This window comes from Methylobacterium sp. 391_Methyba4, assembly GCF_029691625.1.
GTDB classification, from domain to species: Bacteria; Pseudomonadota; Alphaproteobacteria; order Rhizobiales; family Beijerinckiaceae; genus Methylobacterium; species Methylobacterium fujisawaense.
Window position 1 is genome coordinate 2,929,177 of the sequence record NZ_CP121475.1, and the last position, 17,926, is coordinate 2,947,102.

Genomic DNA, 17,926 nt, shown 5'->3' on the forward strand with positions numbered 1-17,926 from the left:
CCCGGCGGGTCGAGGCGCGCTGCGCCTGGCCCGCCCAGAGGAAGCCGACGCGCCATGTTTTCTGCCCTGAACGTCCGTGAAGCGCATGCCAAGCTCGCGGCCCTCGACCGGGTTCAGGGCGTGATCGAGTTCGATCTGGCCGGGCGGATCCTCTCGGCGAACCGCAATTTCCTCGACGTCGTCGGGTACACGCTGCCCGAGATCGTCGGGCAGCACCACAGCCTGTTCATGGATCCGGCCCAGCGGGACGCGCCGGACTACCGGGCCTTCTGGGAACGCCTTCGGTCCGGCGCATTCGAATCCGGTCAATTTCAGCGGGTCGGCCGCGGCGGCCGGCCGATCTGGATCCAGGCCTCGTACAATCCGATGCTCGACGTCCGCGGCCGCCCCTACAAGGTGGTGAAGTTCGCCACCGACATCACGCAGCAGCGGACCGAGGAGGCCGACCGCGCCGGCCAGATCGCCGCGATCGACAAGGTGCAGGCGGTCATCGCCTTCGATCTCGACGGCACGGTGACGGCGGTCAACGACAATTTCCTGACCGCGATGGGCTACACCCGCGACGAGGTGATCGGGCAGCATCACAGCCTGTTCGTGGACCCCGCCCACCGCGAGAGCGAGGGGTACCGGGCCTTCTGGGCGGCCCTGCGGAACGGAACCTATCAGGCCGCCCAGTTCCGGCGGATCGGCAAGGACGGCCGCGAGGTCTGGATCCAGGCCTCCTACAACCCGATCCTCGATGCCGCCGGACGCCCCTACAAGGTGGTGAAGTTCGCCACCGACATCAGCGATCAGGTCCGGCTGCTCGCCAATCTCCGGACGCTCATCGACCAGAATTTCGGCGAGATCGAGCAGGCGGTGACGCATTCGACGAAGGCGGCCGCGCTGGCCTCGTCGGCGGCGGATTCCACCGCCGGCAACGTCCAGACCGTCGCGGCCGCGGCCGAGGAACTCGCGGCGTCGGTGGCGGAGATGTCCCAGAGCATCGTGCGCTCCCAGGGCGCCACCGACACCGCCTATGCCTGCGTCCAGGACGCGGATGGCCACACCAAGCGCCTCGCCGAGACCGCCACCGCGATGACCGGCATCGTCGGCCTGATCCGGGATATCGCCGGCCAGATCAACCTGCTGGCGCTGAACGCCACCATCGAGGCCGCCCGGGCGGGGGCGGCGGGCCGCGGCTTCGCGGTCGTGGCCTCGGAGGTGAAGGCGCTGGCCGATCAGGCGGCGCGCGCCACCGGCCAGATCAACGGCGAGATCGCCAGCGTGCAGCGCGTCTCGCAGGAGGTCGTGCAGGCGCTCAGTTCGATCGGATCCTCGGTCTCGGTGATGCGCGAGACCGTGGTGGCCACCGCGGCCGCCATCGAGGAGCAGAGCACCGTGACCCGGGACCTCGCCGAGAACATGCAGAGCGCCGCGGGCGCCGTCACGGCCATCACCGGCAATATCGGGGCGATCGTCCAGTCGGTGGCCAACGTCTCGCAGGCGGTCGGCACCACCCGCGACGCCGCCAAGGTTCTCGCGCGCTGAGAGCGGCGCACCCTCAGGGCAGCGCCTGGACCAGCTCGCGGAAGCGGTTGCCGCGGATCTCGAAGTTCCGGAACTGGTCGTAGGACGCGCAGGCCGGCGACAGCAGCACCACCGGCTCCGGCGCGCCCGAGGCGGCGGCGTTCTCGGCAGCCTTCGGGACGGCGTTCTCGAGCGTCTCGCAGCGGGTGTAGGGCACTGCGCCCTCCAGGGTCGCCGCGAAGGCATCCGAGGCGGCGCCAATCAGGTAGGCGTGGGCGACCCGCTCGAAATACGGCACCAGCGGGAAGATGCCGCCCTCCTTGGCCTTGCCGCCGAGGATCCAGTGGATGTCCCGGAAGGCGGTGAGCGCCTTCTCGGTGGAATCGGCGTTGGTCGCCTTGGAATCGTTGACGAACAGGACGTGGCCGCGCCGTCCCACCTCCTCCATCCGGTGCGGCAGGCCCGGAAAGGACGTCAGACCCGCCTGGATCTGCTCCGGCGACAGGCCGAGGGCCCGCGCCACCGCCACCGCAACGCCTGCATTCTGCCAGTTATGTGCCCCCCGGAGGGAGCCGATCCCATTGACGTCCGCGAGCGCCGTGCCGTCGACGTCGCGGACGATCCCCTCGCGCACCGTCAGCGCGTCGGTGCACAGCACGTCGCCGTGGGGCACGTGGACGCGCACGAGGTCGGCGCCGCGCCGGTCGGCGATCGCCCGGCTCGGCGCGTCGTCGATGCCGACCACCGCGAGGCCGGCGCCCTGGATCAGGCGCTCCTTGATGGCCGCGTACTGCTCCATGGTGCCGTGGCGGTCGAGATGGTCGGGGGTGATATTCATCAGCACGCCGACGCTCGGGTCGAGGCTCGGCGTCAGGTCGATCTGGAACGACGACATCTCGATCACGTGGACGCGGTCCGCCGCGGGGGGCTCCAGCGACAGGATCGCGGTGCCGATATTGCCGCCCATCTGAACGTCGCGGCCCGCCTGGGCGAGGACATGGGCGATCAGCGCCGTGGTGGTCGACTTGCCGTTGGTCCCGGTGATCGCCACGAACGGCGCCCCCGCCGCCTGGGCCCGCCGCTCCCGGCAGAACAGCTCGATGTCGCCGATGATCGCGACGCCCGCGTCCCGGGCGAGCCTGACGCTCCAGTGCGGCTCGGGATGGGTCAGCGGCACGCCCGGGCTGAGCACGAGGGCGGCGAAGCCGGACCAGTCGGCCTCGCGCAGGTCCCGCGTCTCGATCCCGGCCTCCCGCGCCCGCGCGAGGCTGTCGGCATTGTCGTCCCAGGCCTGCACCCCCGCGCCGCCGGCCTTCAACGCCAGGGCCGTGGCAAGTCCGGAGCCGCCGAGTCCGAACAGGGCGACGGTCTTTTCCTGGAAGACGGTGACGGGGGTCATGCGGAACTCTGGATGCGGCAGCCGAACCCGGCCGATCCCGCCCGCCGTCTCATCCCGTCGTGCCGGCGCGCGGCGGAGGTCTCGAAGGGCTCCAGGGATCGCGTGGCCGGCTGGAGGGCTCCTTCGAGGCTGCTGCGCAGCACCTCAGGATGAGGGCGAGCGTGGGATCGCCCACTTTCATCGCCCCTCTAGCACAGTTTTTCAGCGCAGCTTCAGCGTCGCCAGACCGGCCATCGCCAGGATCACCGCGATGATCCAGAAGCGGATCACCACCTGCGGCTCCTTCCAGCCCTTTTGCTCGAAATGGTGGTGGATCGGCGCCATGCGGAAGACGCGCTTGCCCGTGAGCTTGAACGAGGCAACCTGGATGATCACCGACATCATCTCCAGGACAAACAGCCCGCCGACGATGGCCAGGACGATCTCGTGCTTCGTCGCCACCGCGATGGAGCCCAGCAGGCCGCCCAGCGCCAGGGAGCCGGTGTCACCCATGAAGATCTGGGCCGGCGGCGCGTTGAACCAGAGGAAGCCGAGACCGGCACCGATCACCGCGCCGCAGACCACGGCCAGTTCGCCCGTGTCGCGGACGTAGTTCACCTGCAGATAGCTGGCGGTGAACGAGTTGCCGACGAGATAGGCGATGAACCCGAAGGTGCCGCAGGCGATCATCACCGGCACGATCGCCAGGCCATCGAGGCCGTCGGTCATGTTCACGGAATTGCCTGCTCCGACGATCACGAAGGCGCCGAACAGCGGGTAGAACCAGCCGAGATTGAGGAGGGCGTCCTTGAACACCGGGAAGGCGAGCTGGTTCTGGAGGGCGGCGGGGGAATAGACCGCGACGGTGAAGCAGGCCGCCATGGCGATCACGGCCTCCAGGGCGAGGCGGAACTTGCCCGAGAACCCCTTGTGCGACTGCTTCGTGACCTTGAGGTAATCGTCGTAGAAGCCGATCGCACCGAAGCCGAGCGTGACGGTCAGCGTCACCCAGACATAGTGGTTGCGCGGGTTGGCCCAGAGCAGGATCGCCACGACGGCGCCGGCCAGGATCATCAGGCCGCCCATGGTCGGCGTGCCGCGCTTGGTCAGCAGATGGGTCTGCGGCCCGTCCTCGCGGATCGGCTGACCCTTGCCCTGGCGGATCCGCAGCAGCGAGATGATCCAGGGGCCGAACCAGAACACGAACAGGCCCGCGGTGAACAGCGCGCCGCCGGTGCGGAAGGTGATGTAGCGGAACACGTTGAGCGGCGTGAAGGCGCTGCTCAGGTCCGAGAGAAGGTACAGCATCCGGGCGCTCGGCCCCCTTGTTCAGGCTCAGGTTTCGGGGAGCGGCGCCGGCTGCGCCGAACGCGCGGACGTGCCGGTCACGGGACGGCCTGGGTCCGCCGGGTCGGATCGACCGCGTAGCGGGCTTTCAGCGCCTCGACAATCCGGCCCATGCGGCTGCCGTTCGATCCCTTTACCATGACGACGTCGCCGGATCTGAGATTCCGGGCGAGCGGCTCGAGCAGGTCGGCGGCGGTGTCGGTCACGGCGCCGCGGCGGCTCACCGGCAGGGCCTCGAACAGGTGGCGCATCAGCGGACCGGCCGTGAAGACGAGGTCGATCCGTGCCGCCTCGATCGCCTCCGCGAGGCCGCGGTGCAGGTCGGGCGCGGCGGCGCCGAGTTCCAGCATGTCGCCCAGCACCGCGATCCGGCGTCCGCGGGGTCCGGTCTCGATCCCGGCGAGCGTCGCCAGCGCCGCGCGGACCGCGACGGGGTTGGCGTTGTAGCTCTCGTCCACGAGGTAGGCGGTGCCGCCACCGATCTCGAGGGCGGTGCGCTCGCCGCGGCCCGCCGGCGGCGTCAGGCTGCCCAGAGACAGGGCGGCGCGGGCGAGGTCGGCCCCGAGGCTGTGGACCACCGCCATGACGCCGAGCGAGTTCAGCGCCGCGTGCCGTCCGGCCGTGCCGAGCTTGTAGGTGACGGGCTGGCCCATCACCGCCGCGTCGATCACCGACAGGTCGGGGCGGAGCACGATCTTCAGGGCGCGCACGTCGGAATCCGGGTGCTCGCCGAAGGTGACGACCCGTCCCGCCCGGGAGGCCTGCGCGTGGGCCGCGAGCCGGTCGAAATGCGGGACGTCGCGGTTGACGATCGCCACGCCGCCGGGCTGGAGCCCGGAGAAGATCTCGCCCTTGGCGTCCGCGATGGCGGCGAGCGAGGCGAAGTGTTCGATATGGGCGGGCGCGATGGTGGTGATGAGCGCGATGTCGGGGCGGACCTGGGCGGTCAGCGGCACGATCTCGCCGCCGTGGTTCATGCCGATCTCGAACACGCCGTAGCGCGTGGAGCGCGGCATCCGCGCCAGGGTCAGGGGCACGCCCCAATGATTGTTGTAGGAGGCCGCCGAGGCGTGGGTCTCCCCCTGCTCGGCCAGGACGTGGCGCAGCGCCTCCTTGGTCCCGGTCTTGCCGACCGAGCCGGTGACGGCCACGACCTGCGCGCCTGTCCGGGCGCGGGCGGCGGCGCCGAGACGCACCATCGCGGTGAGTACCGGGTCGGCGCCCGCTTCGGGCACCGCCAGGACGGGACCGTGGGACGCGAGGTCCCCGAGGCGGGACGCGCTCACCACCGCGGCGCCGGCCCCGCGGCCCAGGGCGTCGGGAACGAAGTCGTGGCCGTCGCGTGCATCGCCGCGGATCGCGAAGAACAGGTCGCCGGGCTGGAGCGTGCGGGTGTCGATCGAGGCGCCGCCGATGGCGCGCGCGGGGCCGATCAGTCGGCCGCCCGTCGCGGATTCCAGCTCCTCCCGCGTCCAGAGTGCGGTCATCGTCGATTCCCCCGTCGTCCTCAGGCCGCCGCGGCAATCGCGGCACGCAGGACCGCATGGTCCGAGAACGGCAGCGTGCGATCCCCCACGATCTGGCCGGTTTCATGGCCCTTGCCGGCCACGACCAGGACATCGCCCGGTCCGAGCCGGCCGACGGCGCCGTGAATCGCCTCGGAGCGGTCGCCGATCTCCTCTGCGCCCGGAGCGGCGTCCAGGATCGCCCGGCGGATGGTGGCGGGATCCTCGGTGCGCGGGTTGTCGTCCGTGACGATGACGACGTCGGCGAGCCGCTTCGCGATGGCGCCCATCAGCGGCCGCTTGCCCCGGTCGCGGTCGCCGCCGCAGCCGAAGACCACGATCAGCCGGCCCGACGCGAACGGGCGGAGCGCGGCGAGCACGCTCTCCAGGGCCTCCGGCTTGTGGGCGTAGTCGACGAGGCAGAGCCCGCCCCGCGCCTCGCCGATCCGCTCCATGCGGCCGGGGACGCCGGTGAGATGGTCGAGCGCGGCGAAGACGCCGTCGGGATCGGCGGCGCCCGCCGGTGTGGCGAGGGCGAGGCCGGCCGCCACCAGGGCGTTCTCCACCTGGAATTCGCCGACGAGCGGCAGGCGCAGATCCCGGGCCCGGCCGGCGAACAGGACCCGGGCGGCCTGCGCGAACCCCTCGGTCCGGACGGATTCGACGTGCAGATCCCGGCCGCCCCGCCCGACCGTGCGGACCGGACGCCCTGCGCCTTCGGCCGCGGCGATCACCCGCTCGGCATAGGCGCCGTCGGCATTGACGATGGCCGGGCAGCCCGGCGGCAGCAGGTCTGTGAACAGGCGCAGCTTGGCCGCGAGGTACTCCTCGATGCTCGCGTGGTAGTCGAGATGGTCCCGCCCGAGATTGGTGAAGCCCGCCGCGTCGAGGCGCACGCCGTCGAGCCGGCGCTGCTCGATCCCGTGGGAGGAGGCCTCCATGGCGAGGTCGGTGACGCCCTCGGCGGCGAGACGCGCCAGCGTCCGGTGCAGCGTCACCGGGTCCGGGGTGGTCAGGGAGCCGTACTGCGCGCCGCGGTTCGTGACGATTCCGACGGTGCCGAGGCTCGCGGCGTCGCGGCCGAGGCGGGCCAGGATCTGGCGCACGAAGTCGGCCACCGAACTCTTGCCGGCGGTGCCGGTGACGGCCACCACGGTCCCGGGCTGCGCGCCGGCGAGGCGGGCCGCGGCGAGAGCGAGCGACCGGCGCGCGTCGGCGACCGGGATCCAGGCGACCGCGTCCGGCAGGTCGGCGGGGCGGGGCCCCTCCCCGGCCACCGCGGCGGCGCCGCGCTGGGCGGCCTGCGCGGCGAAGCGCCGGCCATCGGCCTTCGTGCCCGGCACCGCCACGAACACCGTGCCGGTGGCGACCTGCCGGCTGTCGGCCGTGAGGTCCGATACGGTCAGGTCCGCGGCCGGGCCGGTGGCCTCGGGGAAGAGGTCGGCGAGCCGCGCACTCATGAATCCACCCTCATGGGCCGCCGAGCTGGTTGACGTGGTAGGCGTTGAGCTTGACCATCTGCGGGAACGGCCTCACCGGCGGCTCGAATTGCGGCGGCAGGCCGAGGATCGGCGCCACGCGCTCGATCACCTTGCCGGTGACCACGCCGGAATTCCAGGCCGCGGTGGCATAGCCGCCGGATTCCGGCAGGCCCTGCGGCTCGTCCATGATCGTGACGAACAGGTACTTCGGGTCGTTCATCGGCGCCGCCGCCATGAAGGTCGTGAACAGGCGGTTGTGAATGTAGCGTCCGCCGATCACCTTCTCGGCCGTGCCGGTCTTGCCGCCGACGAAGTAGTACGGGACCGCGGCCTTCTTGGCCGAGCCCTCGGAGGCGTTGAGCCGCATGATGTAGCGCATCGCCTCGGAGGTCTGGCCCGACAGGACGTGGGTGGATCGCGCCTTGTCGTCGGGGTTCGCCTTGAGGAAGGTCGGGGTGATCAGGTCGCCGCCGTTGGCGATGGCCGCCACCGCCGCCGCCGCCTGGATCGGCGCCACCGCGATGCCGTGGCCGAACGCGATGGTGATGGTGTTGATCTCGGTCCAGCGGGACGGAACGATCGGCGCCGCGCTCTCGGGCAGCTCGGTCCGCAGCCGGTCGAGCAGGCCCATCTTCTTCAGGAAAGCCTTGTGACCGGGCACGCCGACGCCGAGCGCCATCTTGGCGGAGCCGATGTTGGAGGAGTGGGTGAACACCTCCGGCATGGTGATGACGCGGTTGGTGCCGTGGTACTCGTGGATCTTCTGGCGGCCCCAGTTCAGCACGCCGCCCCGGGTGTCGAAGGTCGAGTTGACGTTGTACTTTCCGGAATCGAGCGCCATGGCGAGCGTCATCGCCTTGAAGGTCGAGCCCATCTCGTAGACGCCGACATTCATGCGGTTGATGCGATCCGGCGAGAGCGCATCCTTGGGATCGTTCGGGTCGAAATCGGGCATGGACACGAGCGCGATGACCTCGCCGGTCTTCACGTCGAGGATCATGGAGGCGCCGGCCTTGGCCTTGAAGTGGTCGATGCCCCAGGCCAGCTCGTCGCGGACGGCGAACTGCGCGCGCAGGTCGATCGACAGCTGCACCGGCTTCAGGTCCGCCTGCTTGTTGATCAGCCCGAAGCTGTTGAGGGCCTGCAGGCCGGTGGAGTCGATGTACTTCTCCATGCCGGCGATGCCGATGCCGTCGAGGTTCGTCGCGCCCAGGATGTGGGCGGCCGCGACGCCGTTCGGGTAGACGCGCTTGTGGTCGGGCAGGAAGCCGATGCCCGGGATGCCGAGCCGGTGGACCTCGGCCTGCTGCTTCGGGGTCAGCTCGCGCTTCACCCAGACGAAGCCGGCGCCCTTCTTGTCCTTGCGCTGGGTGAGCTTGGCGCGCAGCTCGGAGGCGTTGAGTTCCGGCAGGACCGCGGTGAGGAGTTCCACCGCCTCGTCCTTGTCGTAGATGTTCCCGGGTTCGGCGAAGACCGAGACCGTGCGGATGTCGGTGGCCAGGATCTCGCCGTTCCGGTCGATGATGTCGGGCCGGAAGGCGGTCGAGGATGCGGCCGCGACCCGGTGCTCCTGGCTGGGCGGATCCCCGAAGATCGCCATCATCAGGAGCTTGGCGGAGATCGTCCCGAACACGCCCACGAAGACCAGGCCGACCAGGGCGACGCGCATGTGCGAGCGCTCGATGGCCAGCCGGAACATGCTCCGCAGGAGCAGCTTTGCGCGCTCCGACGGCGGCACCGGCTCGCGCGCCTCCTCCTCGACAGGGCGCGGCGCGCCCGCGGCATGCGCCAGCGCGGCAGCCTCGAGAAGCGCGGCCTCGTGGTCCGACACGGCGGGCTCGACCGTCGGCTCTAGGGTCTGGGCGGCGTCATCGGACACGGGGGATTACCTCGAAGCCGTCGGCGGGGTGCGGGTCGTGGTGACGGTGCGGGTGATCGCGCCGGTCGTTCGCGGCTCGATCGTGCCCTTGTCTTTGGGGGTCGCCGTGGCGGCGAGCAGGCGGCCGATCTCGTCTCCGCGCTCCTGTCGGGCGGGCAGGTCCGAGAGGCGCGCCAAGTGGCTGGTGCCGATCGGCTCCAGAGCCAGATGTTTGTCGACGGCCGCCTGGAGGCGGTCGGGCCGGGTCAGAAGCTGCCACTCGGCACGCAGCACGGCGATCGCCTGCCGTTCCTTGTGCAGGGCCGTCTGGAGCTTGGAGACCTGACCGCCCTGGTAGAGCGTGTCGTACTTGATCGAGTAGGCGTAGATCGCCGAGGCGACGAGGCCGGCCACCGCCAGCAGGTTCAGCAGGCGGATCATCGGCGATGGCCTCCGCGGGCCGCATCCGGCAGGCTCGCCAGGGCGGTCAGGGCCGCCAGCGGTTCGGGAATGTCGGATTCGGTACGCTCCGCAGCCCGCAGCTTGGCGGACCGGGCGCGCGGGTTGCGGGCGGTCTCGGCCTCGCCCGGCAGGACCGGGCCCTTGGTGACGAGACGGAAGCTGCGGACGGTCTCGACCGGGGCTCCCGGGAGATGGCGAGAGCCCTGCGCGGAGCGGCCGCTCCGCGCGGCGAAGAACTGCTTGACGATCCGGTCCTCGAGCGAATGGAACGTCACGACGGCGAGCCGGCCGCCCGGCCTGAGCACGCGCTCGGCGGCGTGCAGCGCCCGCACCAATTCGCCGAGTTCGTCGTTCACGGCGATGCGCAGGCCCTGGAACGTCCGCGTCGCCGGGTGAATGTGGCTGCCGGGCTCGACGCGCACGACGCTGGCGACCAGCTCCGCGAGCTGCGCCGTGGTCTCGATCCGGCCGCGGCGGCGCGCCTCGAAGATGGTCCGTGCCACCGCGCGCGAGCGACGCTCCTCGCCGTAATGATAGAGGATGTCGGCGAGCACGGTCTCGTCGGCCTCGTTCACGAGGTCCGCGGCGCTCGGCCCGTCGCAGCCCATGCGCATGTCGAGGGGCCCGTCGCTCCGGAACGAGAAGCCCCGTTCCGGCACGTCGAGCTGCATCGAGGAGACGCCGATATCGAGGACCACCCGGTCGACCTGCGCGAGACCCGTCTCCGCCAGGAGGGTGTCGAGCGCGCCGAAGCGGCCGGGCAGGAGGCGCAGGCGCCCCCCGGATTCCGCGACGAGCGCCTGCCCGGCTGCGATCGCCGTGGGGTCCCGATCGATCGCGACGACCTGCAGGTCCGGATCCGCCGCCAGGAGGGCGCGGGTATAGCCGCCGGCACCGAACGTGCCGTCGACCGCGATCCCGCCCGCGGTGCCGAGCGCCTCGACGACTTCATCGAGGAGGACCGGCACGTGCGGTTCCGACGGCGCGACGGCGCCGCTGTGGCGGGGCGAGCTCTCGGGAGAAGGACGGCGCCGGCTCACGGGCGCCTCGCCGACGGGGCGCGACGCGGGTTGCGAGAACCGGCGGAGGATCGGCGCGGTCCGGAGATCCGGACGCGGAAGCGGCTCGTGCGTCTCATGGTGCCCTGTGCCGGGCCGCGCGAGCGCGGCGCGCGTGACGGGAACGGCACCGGATGCGGAGCGCGCAAAACGCCGCGCACGGACGGGACCTGCAGGAAGGCAGGTTGCGCCCGGCGATCCGATACACGCCGTTGACGGGAGGATGCCGGGTATCATGGGCCTCGGAGGATCGTCAACGCACAAGCTTGGCGCTGCCGCGCCGAACGATCTGAACCCGGCAAGGTTAACCGAAGGTTTTTTCCGCACCGGAATCTTCGGCGCGGCGTGCTGCGGCGCGGGCGCGGCGCCGGGCCGATAAGGCGTTGAGGACGCAGGGCTTATCGGGATGTGGATCAGCCGGCCTATAAGCCGGGTTCTGTAGGGCCGGAGCGCTCGCGCGCGCCGACGTGGCGGCCATTCCTCTGGGACGGTCGTTGCCGACCGCCTCGAGCAACCAACCCGGGCGACTGGCCTGGAGAGCCGGCCTGCCCTTCTCGCGAAGGGCGCGCCGCCCCTATTCGGTCTTGCTCCCGGTGGGGTTTGCCGTGCCGTCCGCGTTGCCGCGTCCGCGGTGCGCTCTTACCGCACCCTTTCACCCTGACCCCGGACGGATCCGGGGCGGTCTGCTTTCTGTGGCACTGTCCCTGGGGTCGCCCCCGCCGGATGTTATCCGGCACCGTCTCTCCATGGAGCCCGGACTTTCCTCCCCGGACACTCGCGCGTCCGGAGCGGCCGCCCGGCCGGCTGATCCGCGGGCAGATGCGCCCGCGGGGCCGTCCGGGTCAAGGGAGTCGACCCGCGCTACCAGGTGCCGGTGTTCTCCATGGACGTCCACGGCTCCTGCGGCGCCTTGGCGCCGCCCTTCTGGAGGATCTCGATGGAGATGCCGTCCGGCGACTTCACGAAGGCCATGTAGCCGTCGCGCGGCGGGCGGTTGATGGTCACGCCCTTCTCCTGCAGCCGCGCGCAGAAGGCGTAGATGTCGTCCACCTGATAGGCGAGATGGCCGAAGTTGCGCCCGCCCGAGTAGGTTTCCGGATCCCAATTGTAGGTCAGCTCGATGAGCGGGGATCGTGTGGCCGTGGCCCGCTCGACGTCGCCGGGGGCGGCCAGGAACACGAGGGTGAAGCGCCCCTTCTCGTTCTCGACGCGGCGGACCTCCTTCAGGCCGAACGTGTTGACGTAGAAGGCGAGGGCCCGGTCGAGGTCGGCGACCCGGACCATGGTGTGCAGGTATTCCATCGGACCTATCCTGTGGCTGGTCGGAGGTGGATCGTGCGTCCTGTTCGGGACGCGCGTCCCGCCTCCGGCTGATCGCCACCGCTAGCTAGCGGCCGGCCCGGCGGTGAGAAGGCCGCGCGCGCCGGACGGGCCATAAATCGACCCTGGCGCTCCTGCGTCCCGTGACGATCCGGCGTCCGGCGCGAGGGAGGCTACCGCCAAAAGACGACCGCGGACGCGTCCGTTGCCGCGGCCGGCCGCCAGCGCCGGGCGATGCGGCGCGGTGATCGGATCGGTTTGACGCGCGAAGGCTGTCCCGACGGCGCGCTGTCTCTCCGGGGCCGTTTCGGCAGCTCCGATCGTTGCGCCGCGCGCGCCGAGGGACCAGAACGGGCCCATCCCGCACCCGGAGTGAGCCGAATGCGCACCGAGACGCCGCCGCTGATCCGCCTCGAGGAATACCGGCCCAGCGACTACCTGATCGATCGGGTCGACCTCGACATCCGTCTCGACCCGCACGCGACCCGCATCGACGCGACCTTGACGCTGCGGCCGAACCCGGCCGGTGTGCCGGCGGCTCCGCTCACCCTCGACGGCGACGATCTCCGGCTGGTCTCGGCCGAACTCGACGGGGCGCCGCTGGCGCCCGACGTCTACGCGGCGACGCCGTCCGGCTTCATCCTCCGCGATCCGCCTCCGCGGCCCTTCGCGCTGCGCCTCGTTACGGAGGTGGATCCGACCGCCAACACCAAGCTGATGGGGCTCTACCGCTCGAACGGGGTCTACTGCACCCAGTGCGAGGCGGACGGCTTCCGGCGGATCACCTACTTCCTCGATCGTCCCGACGTGCTGGCGGTCTACACCACGCGCATCGAGGCCGACCGGACCGAGGCGCCCGTCCTGCTCGGCAACGGCAATCCCGTCGAGGCCGGCGATGCCGGGCCCGGCCGCCATTACGCCCTCTGGCACGATCCGCACCCCAAGCCCGCCTACCTGTTCGCCCTCGTGGGCGGCCGGCTCGGGAAGGTCGAGACCCCCTTCACCACGATGGAGGGCCGCACCGTCAGCTGCGCGGTCTACGTCGAGCCCGGCAAGGAGGACCGGGCGGGCTACGCCCTGGACGCCGTCATCCGCTCCATGGCCTGGGACGAGACGGCCTTCGGCCGCGCCTACGACCTCGACGTGTTCAACGTCGTCGCGGTGTCCGACTTCAACATGGGCGCCATGGAGAACAAGGGCCTCAACATCTTCAACGACAAGTACGTGCTGGCCAGCCCCGAGACCGCCACCGATGGCGATTACGCCGCCATCGAGGCGATCATTGCCCACGAGTACTTCCACAACTGGTCCGGCAACCGCGTCACCTGCCGGGACTGGTTCCAGCTCTGCCTGAAGGAGGGTCTCACGGTCTTCCGCGACCAGGAATTCTCCTCCGACATGCGCTCCAGGCCGGTGCATCGCATCGCCGAGGTGCGCTCGCTGCGGGCGCGTCAGTTCCCCGAGGATGCCGGGCCGCTGCGGCATCCGGTGCGGCCGCGGGCCTATGCCGAGATCAACAACTTCTACACGGCGACCGTCTACGACAAGGGCGCCGAGATCGTCCGGATGCTGCGGACCCTGATCGGTCCCGAGGCCTTCCGGGCCGGCATGGACCGCTACTTCGCCGACAACGACGGGCGCGCCGCCACCGTGGAGGATTTCCTCGCGGCCTTCGCGGCCGTGACGGGGCGCGACCTCGATGCGTTCGCCCGCTGGTACGAGCGCCCCGGTACGCCCCGCCTCGCCGTCACGGCCGCCTACGATCCGGCCGCCGCGCGTTACACCCTCCAACTCGCTCAGAGCCTGCCCGGCACCGCCGACTCCGACGAGACACCCCTGGTCATCCCCGTGGCCCTCGGCCTCGTGGGGGCCACGGGGCCACTGACCGGCGCCACCTGCCCGGATGTGCGGGACGGTGTCTACGTGCTCGACCGCCCGGAGTCCGCGATCGTGTTCGACGCCGTCGCCGAGGAGCCGGTCCCGTCGCTCCTGCGCGACTTCTCCGCGCCGGTGAAGCTCGATCTCGGCCTGACGGATGCGCAGCGGATGCTGCTCCTGGCACAGGACAGCGACCCCTTCAATCGCTGGCAGGCCGCGCAGGACGTGGCGCTGCGGCTGATCCTCGACCCGGACGCCGACCGGACCGAGGCCTTCGCGGCGGCGCTCGGCCGCTTCCTCGACGGCGAGGCCCTGGCCGACCCGGCCTTCGCGGCGCTGGTCCTGGCGCTGCCGAGCGAAGGCGAGGCCGCCGACGCCGTCCCGGCCGAGGTCGATCCCGACGCCATCCACCGGGGGCGTTCCGATCTGCGGACCCGTCTCGGCCAGGTCCTGCGGCCGCGGCTCGAAGCGATCGACGCGGCGCTCGTGCCGGACGCGGGTGTCCCTTACAGCCCCGACGCCGCCTCGGCGGGGCGCCGGTCGCTCCGCAACGCTGCCCTCGACCTGATCGCCGCCGGGGATCCCCGGACCGGCGCGGCCCGCGCCGCCGAGCGGCTGGCCGAGGCGACCAACATGACCGACCGGCTCGCCGCCCTAGGCACCCTGGCGCTGATTCCGGGCGAGACCCGCGAGGTTGCCCTCGCGGAGTTCGCAACGCGCTACGCCGACGAACCCCTCGTTCTCGACAAGTGGTTTGCCATCCAGGCCCAGATCCCGGAACCCGGCACGCTCGACCGGATCGCCCGGCTCCAGGAGCACCCTGCCTTCACCATGACCAATCCGAACCGCGTCCGGGCGCTGATCGGAAGCTTCGCGTTCGGCAACCCGACCCAGTTCGCCCGGCCGGACGGGTCGGGCTTCGCCCGCGTGGCCGATACGGTCGCGGCGCTTGATTCGACCAACCCACAGGTTGCCGCGCGGCTCCTCACGGCCTTCGGATCATGGCGTCGGCTGGAAAAATCACGCGGCGCCAAAGCGGTCGAAATGCTGAATGGGATCAAGGCGATCCCCGGCCTTTCCCGGGACACGGCCGACATCCTCGCCCGCACCCTTGGAGACGGCTAAGCGTCTGAACCTGCGGTAGAAATTGATTCCCGGGCGGCCGCGCAACACCCGACGGGCGTCAAGTCGTTATGGTAAAAAACCCGTGGACAAACGGCCCCCCGAGGTGATTGTATTCACTCAGATTCGGGGGGCCTTCGGGGGCCGGGCGCCCGTACCGGATCGCTGTTCCCACGGGTGAGGTTCGGCCATGCCGGAGGCGGCTTCCGCTTCCTTCTCCGCGCGTGCGGATTCGAATCTCACGATCTCCTGGCCGATGCGGACCCGGGATCCGCGGCTCGGCCAAGCCGAACGCTGGCTGCGCTACGCCGTGCCGGGGACGCTGGCGGTGTTCCTGGCCTGCCTCGTCGGGCTCGCGGCGCTTCACATCCAGGGCCAGCGGGCCGAGATCCTGGCTGGTGCCCGGGCCGAGGTCGAAGGCTTCGCCCGTCTGGCCGCCCGGGCGGTGGACCCGACCGGTACCGTGGCGGAGGACCTGCGGGCGCTGATGCCGGAGAGCGAACGGCATCCCGGCCGCCGCCTGCTGGTGGTCCGCCCCGACACCCGCATTCTCGCCGCCCATCCCCCGCTGCCCGCCGACCGGACGACGCTCGCCGCCGTCCTCGGCGACAGCGAGCCGCTCTCCGGCCTCGGCGAGCGCGCCGGCGCCATGGCCCTCGAACTCCCCGGGGGCGAGAGCGTGCTCGCCGCCATGCACAGCCTCCCGGGCGGCGCGGGCCAGGTGGCGGTGCTGCAGCCCATCGAGCCGCTGCTGCGTGGCTGGAGCGCCCGCACCCGCGACCAGATCGTCCTGATCGCCGCCGCCGCCCTCGTGATCGTCGGCGTCGGACTGGCCTACGGGCTGCAGACCCGTCAGGCGGCCCGGGCCGACCGCGCCCGCGAACAGATCCGCGGTCGCCTCGAGACCGCCCTGCGCCGGGGTGCCTGTGGGCTGTGGGACTGGGACATCGCCCGGGGCCGGATCTACTGGTCCGACTCGATGTACACGCTGCTCGGCTACCGGCGACAAAACGAGTATCTCTCGTTCGGCGACGTCAACGGCTTGGTCCATCCCGATGATGGCGACCTGTACAGCCTCGCCCGGGGGCTCGCCGCCAATCAGACGCATATCGACCACGCCTTCCGGATGCGCGGCGCCGACGGGGCCTATGTCTGGCTGCGTGCCCGGGCCGAGGTCGTGGCCGACGCCGCCGATGGTGGCCGCCACCTCGTCGGCATCGCCACCGACATCAGCGAACAGCGGGCCCTCGAAGAGACCAACGCGGCGGCCGACATGCGCCTGCGCGACGCCGTCGAGGCGATCTCGGAGGCGTTCGTGCTCTGGGATACCGGCAATCGGCTGGTCCTGTGCAATTCCAAGTTCCGCCACCTCCACGCCTTGAGCCCGGAGGATGCGCAGGCCGGGCGAAGCTACACGGACGTGATGGGTCGCGGCGTGCTGCCTCAGGTCCGTCGGGAATCACCCGAGGCGGGCATGGCGTTGACCAGCATGGCGGCCCGGACCTTCGAGGCCGAACTCACCGATGGCCGCTGGCTGCAGATCAGCGAACGGCGCACCAAGGATGGGGGCTACGTCTCGGTTGGGACCGATATCACCAGCCTGAAGCGCAATCAGGAGCAGCTCCTCGCGTCCGAGCGCGAACTGATCGAGACCGTGAAGGACCTCAAACGGTCCCGCCGGACCCTCGAGCTTCAGACCCAGCAGCTCGCCGACCTCGCCGAGCGCTATCTCGACCAGAAGGCAGTCGCCGAGGCCGCGAACCAGGCCAAGGCCGAATTCCTGGCCAATATGAGCCACGAACTGCGCACGCCGCTCAACGCCATCATCGGCTTTGCCGACGTGATGGAGAATGCCGTGCTCGGCCCGCTCGGCACCCCGCGCTACACCGAATATTGCCGCGACATCCGCGAGAGCGGCTCGCATCTGCTGTCCATGATCGACGACATCCTCGACATGGCCCGCCTCGAGGCCCGGCGGGTGCGGCTGATCCCGAAGGCGATCTCGGCGGAGGCCGCCATCACGGCTGCGCTCGCCCCGGTCGAGCCGGCCGCCCGCGAGAAGGCGATCACCGTCAGCGTCGACGTGACGTCCGGGCTGGACCTGCTAGCCGATCCGCAGGCGATCCGGCAGATCCTCGCCAACCTCCTGCAGAACGCCGTGAAGTTCACGCCCGCCGGCGGGCGCGTCGCGGTGCGCGCGCGCCGTGCCGGGGCGTGCACGCATCTGTACATCGAGGACAACGGCATCGGCATTCCGCGCTCCGATCTCGACCGGCTCGGCCGGCCCTTCACCCAGGTCGAGACGCAAATGACACGCAGCCACAAGGGATCGGGTTTGGGCCTCGCCATCACCCGCTCGATGGTCGAGCTGCATGGCGGTTCGCTTCGGATCCGTTCCGAGGAAACGGTGGGCACGATCGTCCTCGTGCGCCTGCCGGCCGTGCCGGCCGACCGTTTGGATCCGCCGGTCCCCCTCGCGGCGGCCGGCCCCGGGTTAAAGACCCTGAGTGAGACGCCGCGGTCGGGTCGCGGCGCGGCCGGCCGATCCGCCGCGGCCTGACCGCACCCTCTCACGACCGCGGATCGAGACCGCCGAGGCGCGCGCGGCGCCCCTGTTCCACGTGCCAGCGCGCATCCGCCACGGCCCGCGCCAAGCTCCGGATGCGCCATTGGCGATAGAGGGACAGGACAGGGTTGCGACCTAGCCCGGCTTGATGTCGGCTCAGGCGTCGCAGCAGGTCCGGCAGCTGCGCCGAAGCCGCGTCGCCGGTGGCGATGTCGATCGCCCGCAGTTCCGCCCGGAGCCCCGCTTTCCAGTCGTCCATGATGCCCCCTCTGCGCTGATCGCCCGACGCGACCGGGCCGCGGTTCCGAGCGGCCCGGCTGCCGGTCCTCCCGCGGCATGGCTACCCGGCGCCAAACCCCAGGGCCGGTCCGGTGGTGGCCCGGCAGGTGGTCCGTGCGGCGGACCGGACGTGGAGAATACGAGCGATGCGGTCGCGGGCAAC

12 protein-coding genes and 1 other RNA gene are annotated in these 17,926 nt (G+C 71.0%); 3 read left to right on the forward strand and 10 right to left on the reverse strand.

Annotated features, from left to right (window positions below):
• The first annotated feature begins 54 nt into the window (after window positions 1-54).
• Window positions 55-1,530, forward strand: coding sequence for a PAS domain-containing methyl-accepting chemotaxis protein (locus P9K36_RS13655; RefSeq protein ID WP_043384241.1), 1,476 nt, complete (start codon window positions 55-57; stop codon window positions 1,528-1,530).
• Between the two features lie 13 nt (window positions 1,531-1,543).
• Here the strand turns inward: P9K36_RS13655 and murD are convergent, their stop codons facing one another.
• The 9 genes from murD to P9K36_RS13700 all read right to left on the reverse strand — a co-directional run bounded on the left by murD (window position 1,544) and on the right by P9K36_RS13700 (window position 11,900).
• A complete protein-coding gene (gene murD, locus P9K36_RS13660) occupies window positions 1,544-2,908 on the reverse strand; it encodes a UDP-N-acetylmuramoyl-L-alanine--D-glutamate ligase (protein ID WP_043384245.1) in 1,365 nt (454 codons plus the stop codon).
• A gap of 201 nt (window positions 2,909-3,109) precedes the next feature.
• Window positions 3,110-4,195 carry a phospho-N-acetylmuramoyl-pentapeptide-transferase gene (gene mraY / locus P9K36_RS13665; protein ID WP_043356717.1) on the reverse strand — a complete coding sequence of 362 codons (1,086 nt, stop codon included), beginning with the start codon at window positions 4,193-4,195 and terminating at the stop codon, window positions 3,110-3,112.
• A gap of 77 nt (window positions 4,196-4,272) precedes the next feature.
• Window positions 4,273-5,721, reverse strand: coding sequence for a UDP-N-acetylmuramoylalanyl-D-glutamyl-2,6-diaminopimelate--D-alanyl-D-alanine ligase (locus P9K36_RS13670; protein WP_043757598.1), 1,449 nt, complete (start codon window positions 5,719-5,721; stop codon window positions 4,273-4,275).
• A 20-nt stretch (window positions 5,722-5,741) separates the two neighbouring features.
• Window positions 5,742-7,199, reverse strand: a complete 1,458-nt coding sequence (locus tag P9K36_RS13675; protein WP_043757600.1) for a UDP-N-acetylmuramoyl-L-alanyl-D-glutamate--2,6-diaminopimelate ligase — start codon at window positions 7,197-7,199, stop codon at window positions 5,742-5,744.
• A 10-nt stretch (window positions 7,200-7,209) separates the two neighbouring features.
• The gene (locus P9K36_RS13680; RefSeq protein ID WP_043384253.1) at window positions 7,210-9,099 is read right to left on the reverse strand and encodes a penicillin-binding protein 2; all 1,890 of its coding nucleotides are present in this window, start codon (window positions 9,097-9,099) and stop codon (window positions 7,210-7,212) included.
• Window positions 9,100-9,105: 6 nt separating this feature from the next.
• The gene (locus P9K36_RS13685; RefSeq protein ID WP_043384256.1) at window positions 9,106-9,519 is read right to left on the reverse strand and encodes a hypothetical protein; all 414 of its coding nucleotides are present in this window, start codon (window positions 9,517-9,519) and stop codon (window positions 9,106-9,108) included.
• Window positions 9,516-10,508, reverse strand: coding sequence for a 16S rRNA (cytosine(1402)-N(4))-methyltransferase RsmH (rsmH, locus tag P9K36_RS13690; RefSeq protein ID WP_043757603.1), 993 nt, complete (start codon window positions 10,506-10,508; stop codon window positions 9,516-9,518). The genes P9K36_RS13685 and rsmH overlap by 4 nt, the downstream gene beginning before the upstream one ends.
• A 499-nt stretch (window positions 10,509-11,007) precedes the next feature.
• An RNA gene (gene rnpB / locus P9K36_RS13695) (RNase P RNA component class A) lies at window positions 11,008-11,406 on the reverse strand.
• 53 nt (window positions 11,407-11,459) lie between these two features.
• On the reverse strand, window positions 11,460-11,900 hold the full coding sequence (locus tag P9K36_RS13700) for a VOC family protein (protein WP_043757605.1): 441 nt from the start codon (window positions 11,898-11,900) through the stop codon (window positions 11,460-11,462).
• Window positions 11,901-12,299: 399 nt separating this feature from the next.
• Here P9K36_RS13700 and pepN point away from each other — a divergent pair, with 399 nt between their 5' ends.
• Together pepN and P9K36_RS13710 are read left to right on the forward strand one after the other, a co-directional pair.
• A complete protein-coding gene (pepN, locus tag P9K36_RS13705) occupies window positions 12,300-14,921 on the forward strand; it encodes an aminopeptidase N (RefSeq protein WP_043757608.1) in 2,622 nt (873 codons plus the stop codon).
• Between the two features lie 187 nt (window positions 14,922-15,108).
• Window positions 15,109-17,478 (forward strand): PAS domain-containing sensor histidine kinase, encoded by a 2,370-nt coding sequence (locus P9K36_RS13710; RefSeq protein ID WP_043384266.1) that lies wholly within the window; start codon window positions 15,109-15,111, stop codon window positions 17,476-17,478.
• A 10-nt stretch (window positions 17,479-17,488) separates the two neighbouring features.
• On the opposite strand, the gene P9K36_RS13715 is transcribed toward P9K36_RS13710, so the two are convergent.
• On the reverse strand, window positions 17,489-17,743 hold the full coding sequence (locus tag P9K36_RS13715; protein WP_043757611.1) for a hypothetical protein: 255 nt from the start codon (window positions 17,741-17,743) through the stop codon (window positions 17,489-17,491).
• Window positions 17,744-17,926 lie beyond the last annotated feature (183 nt).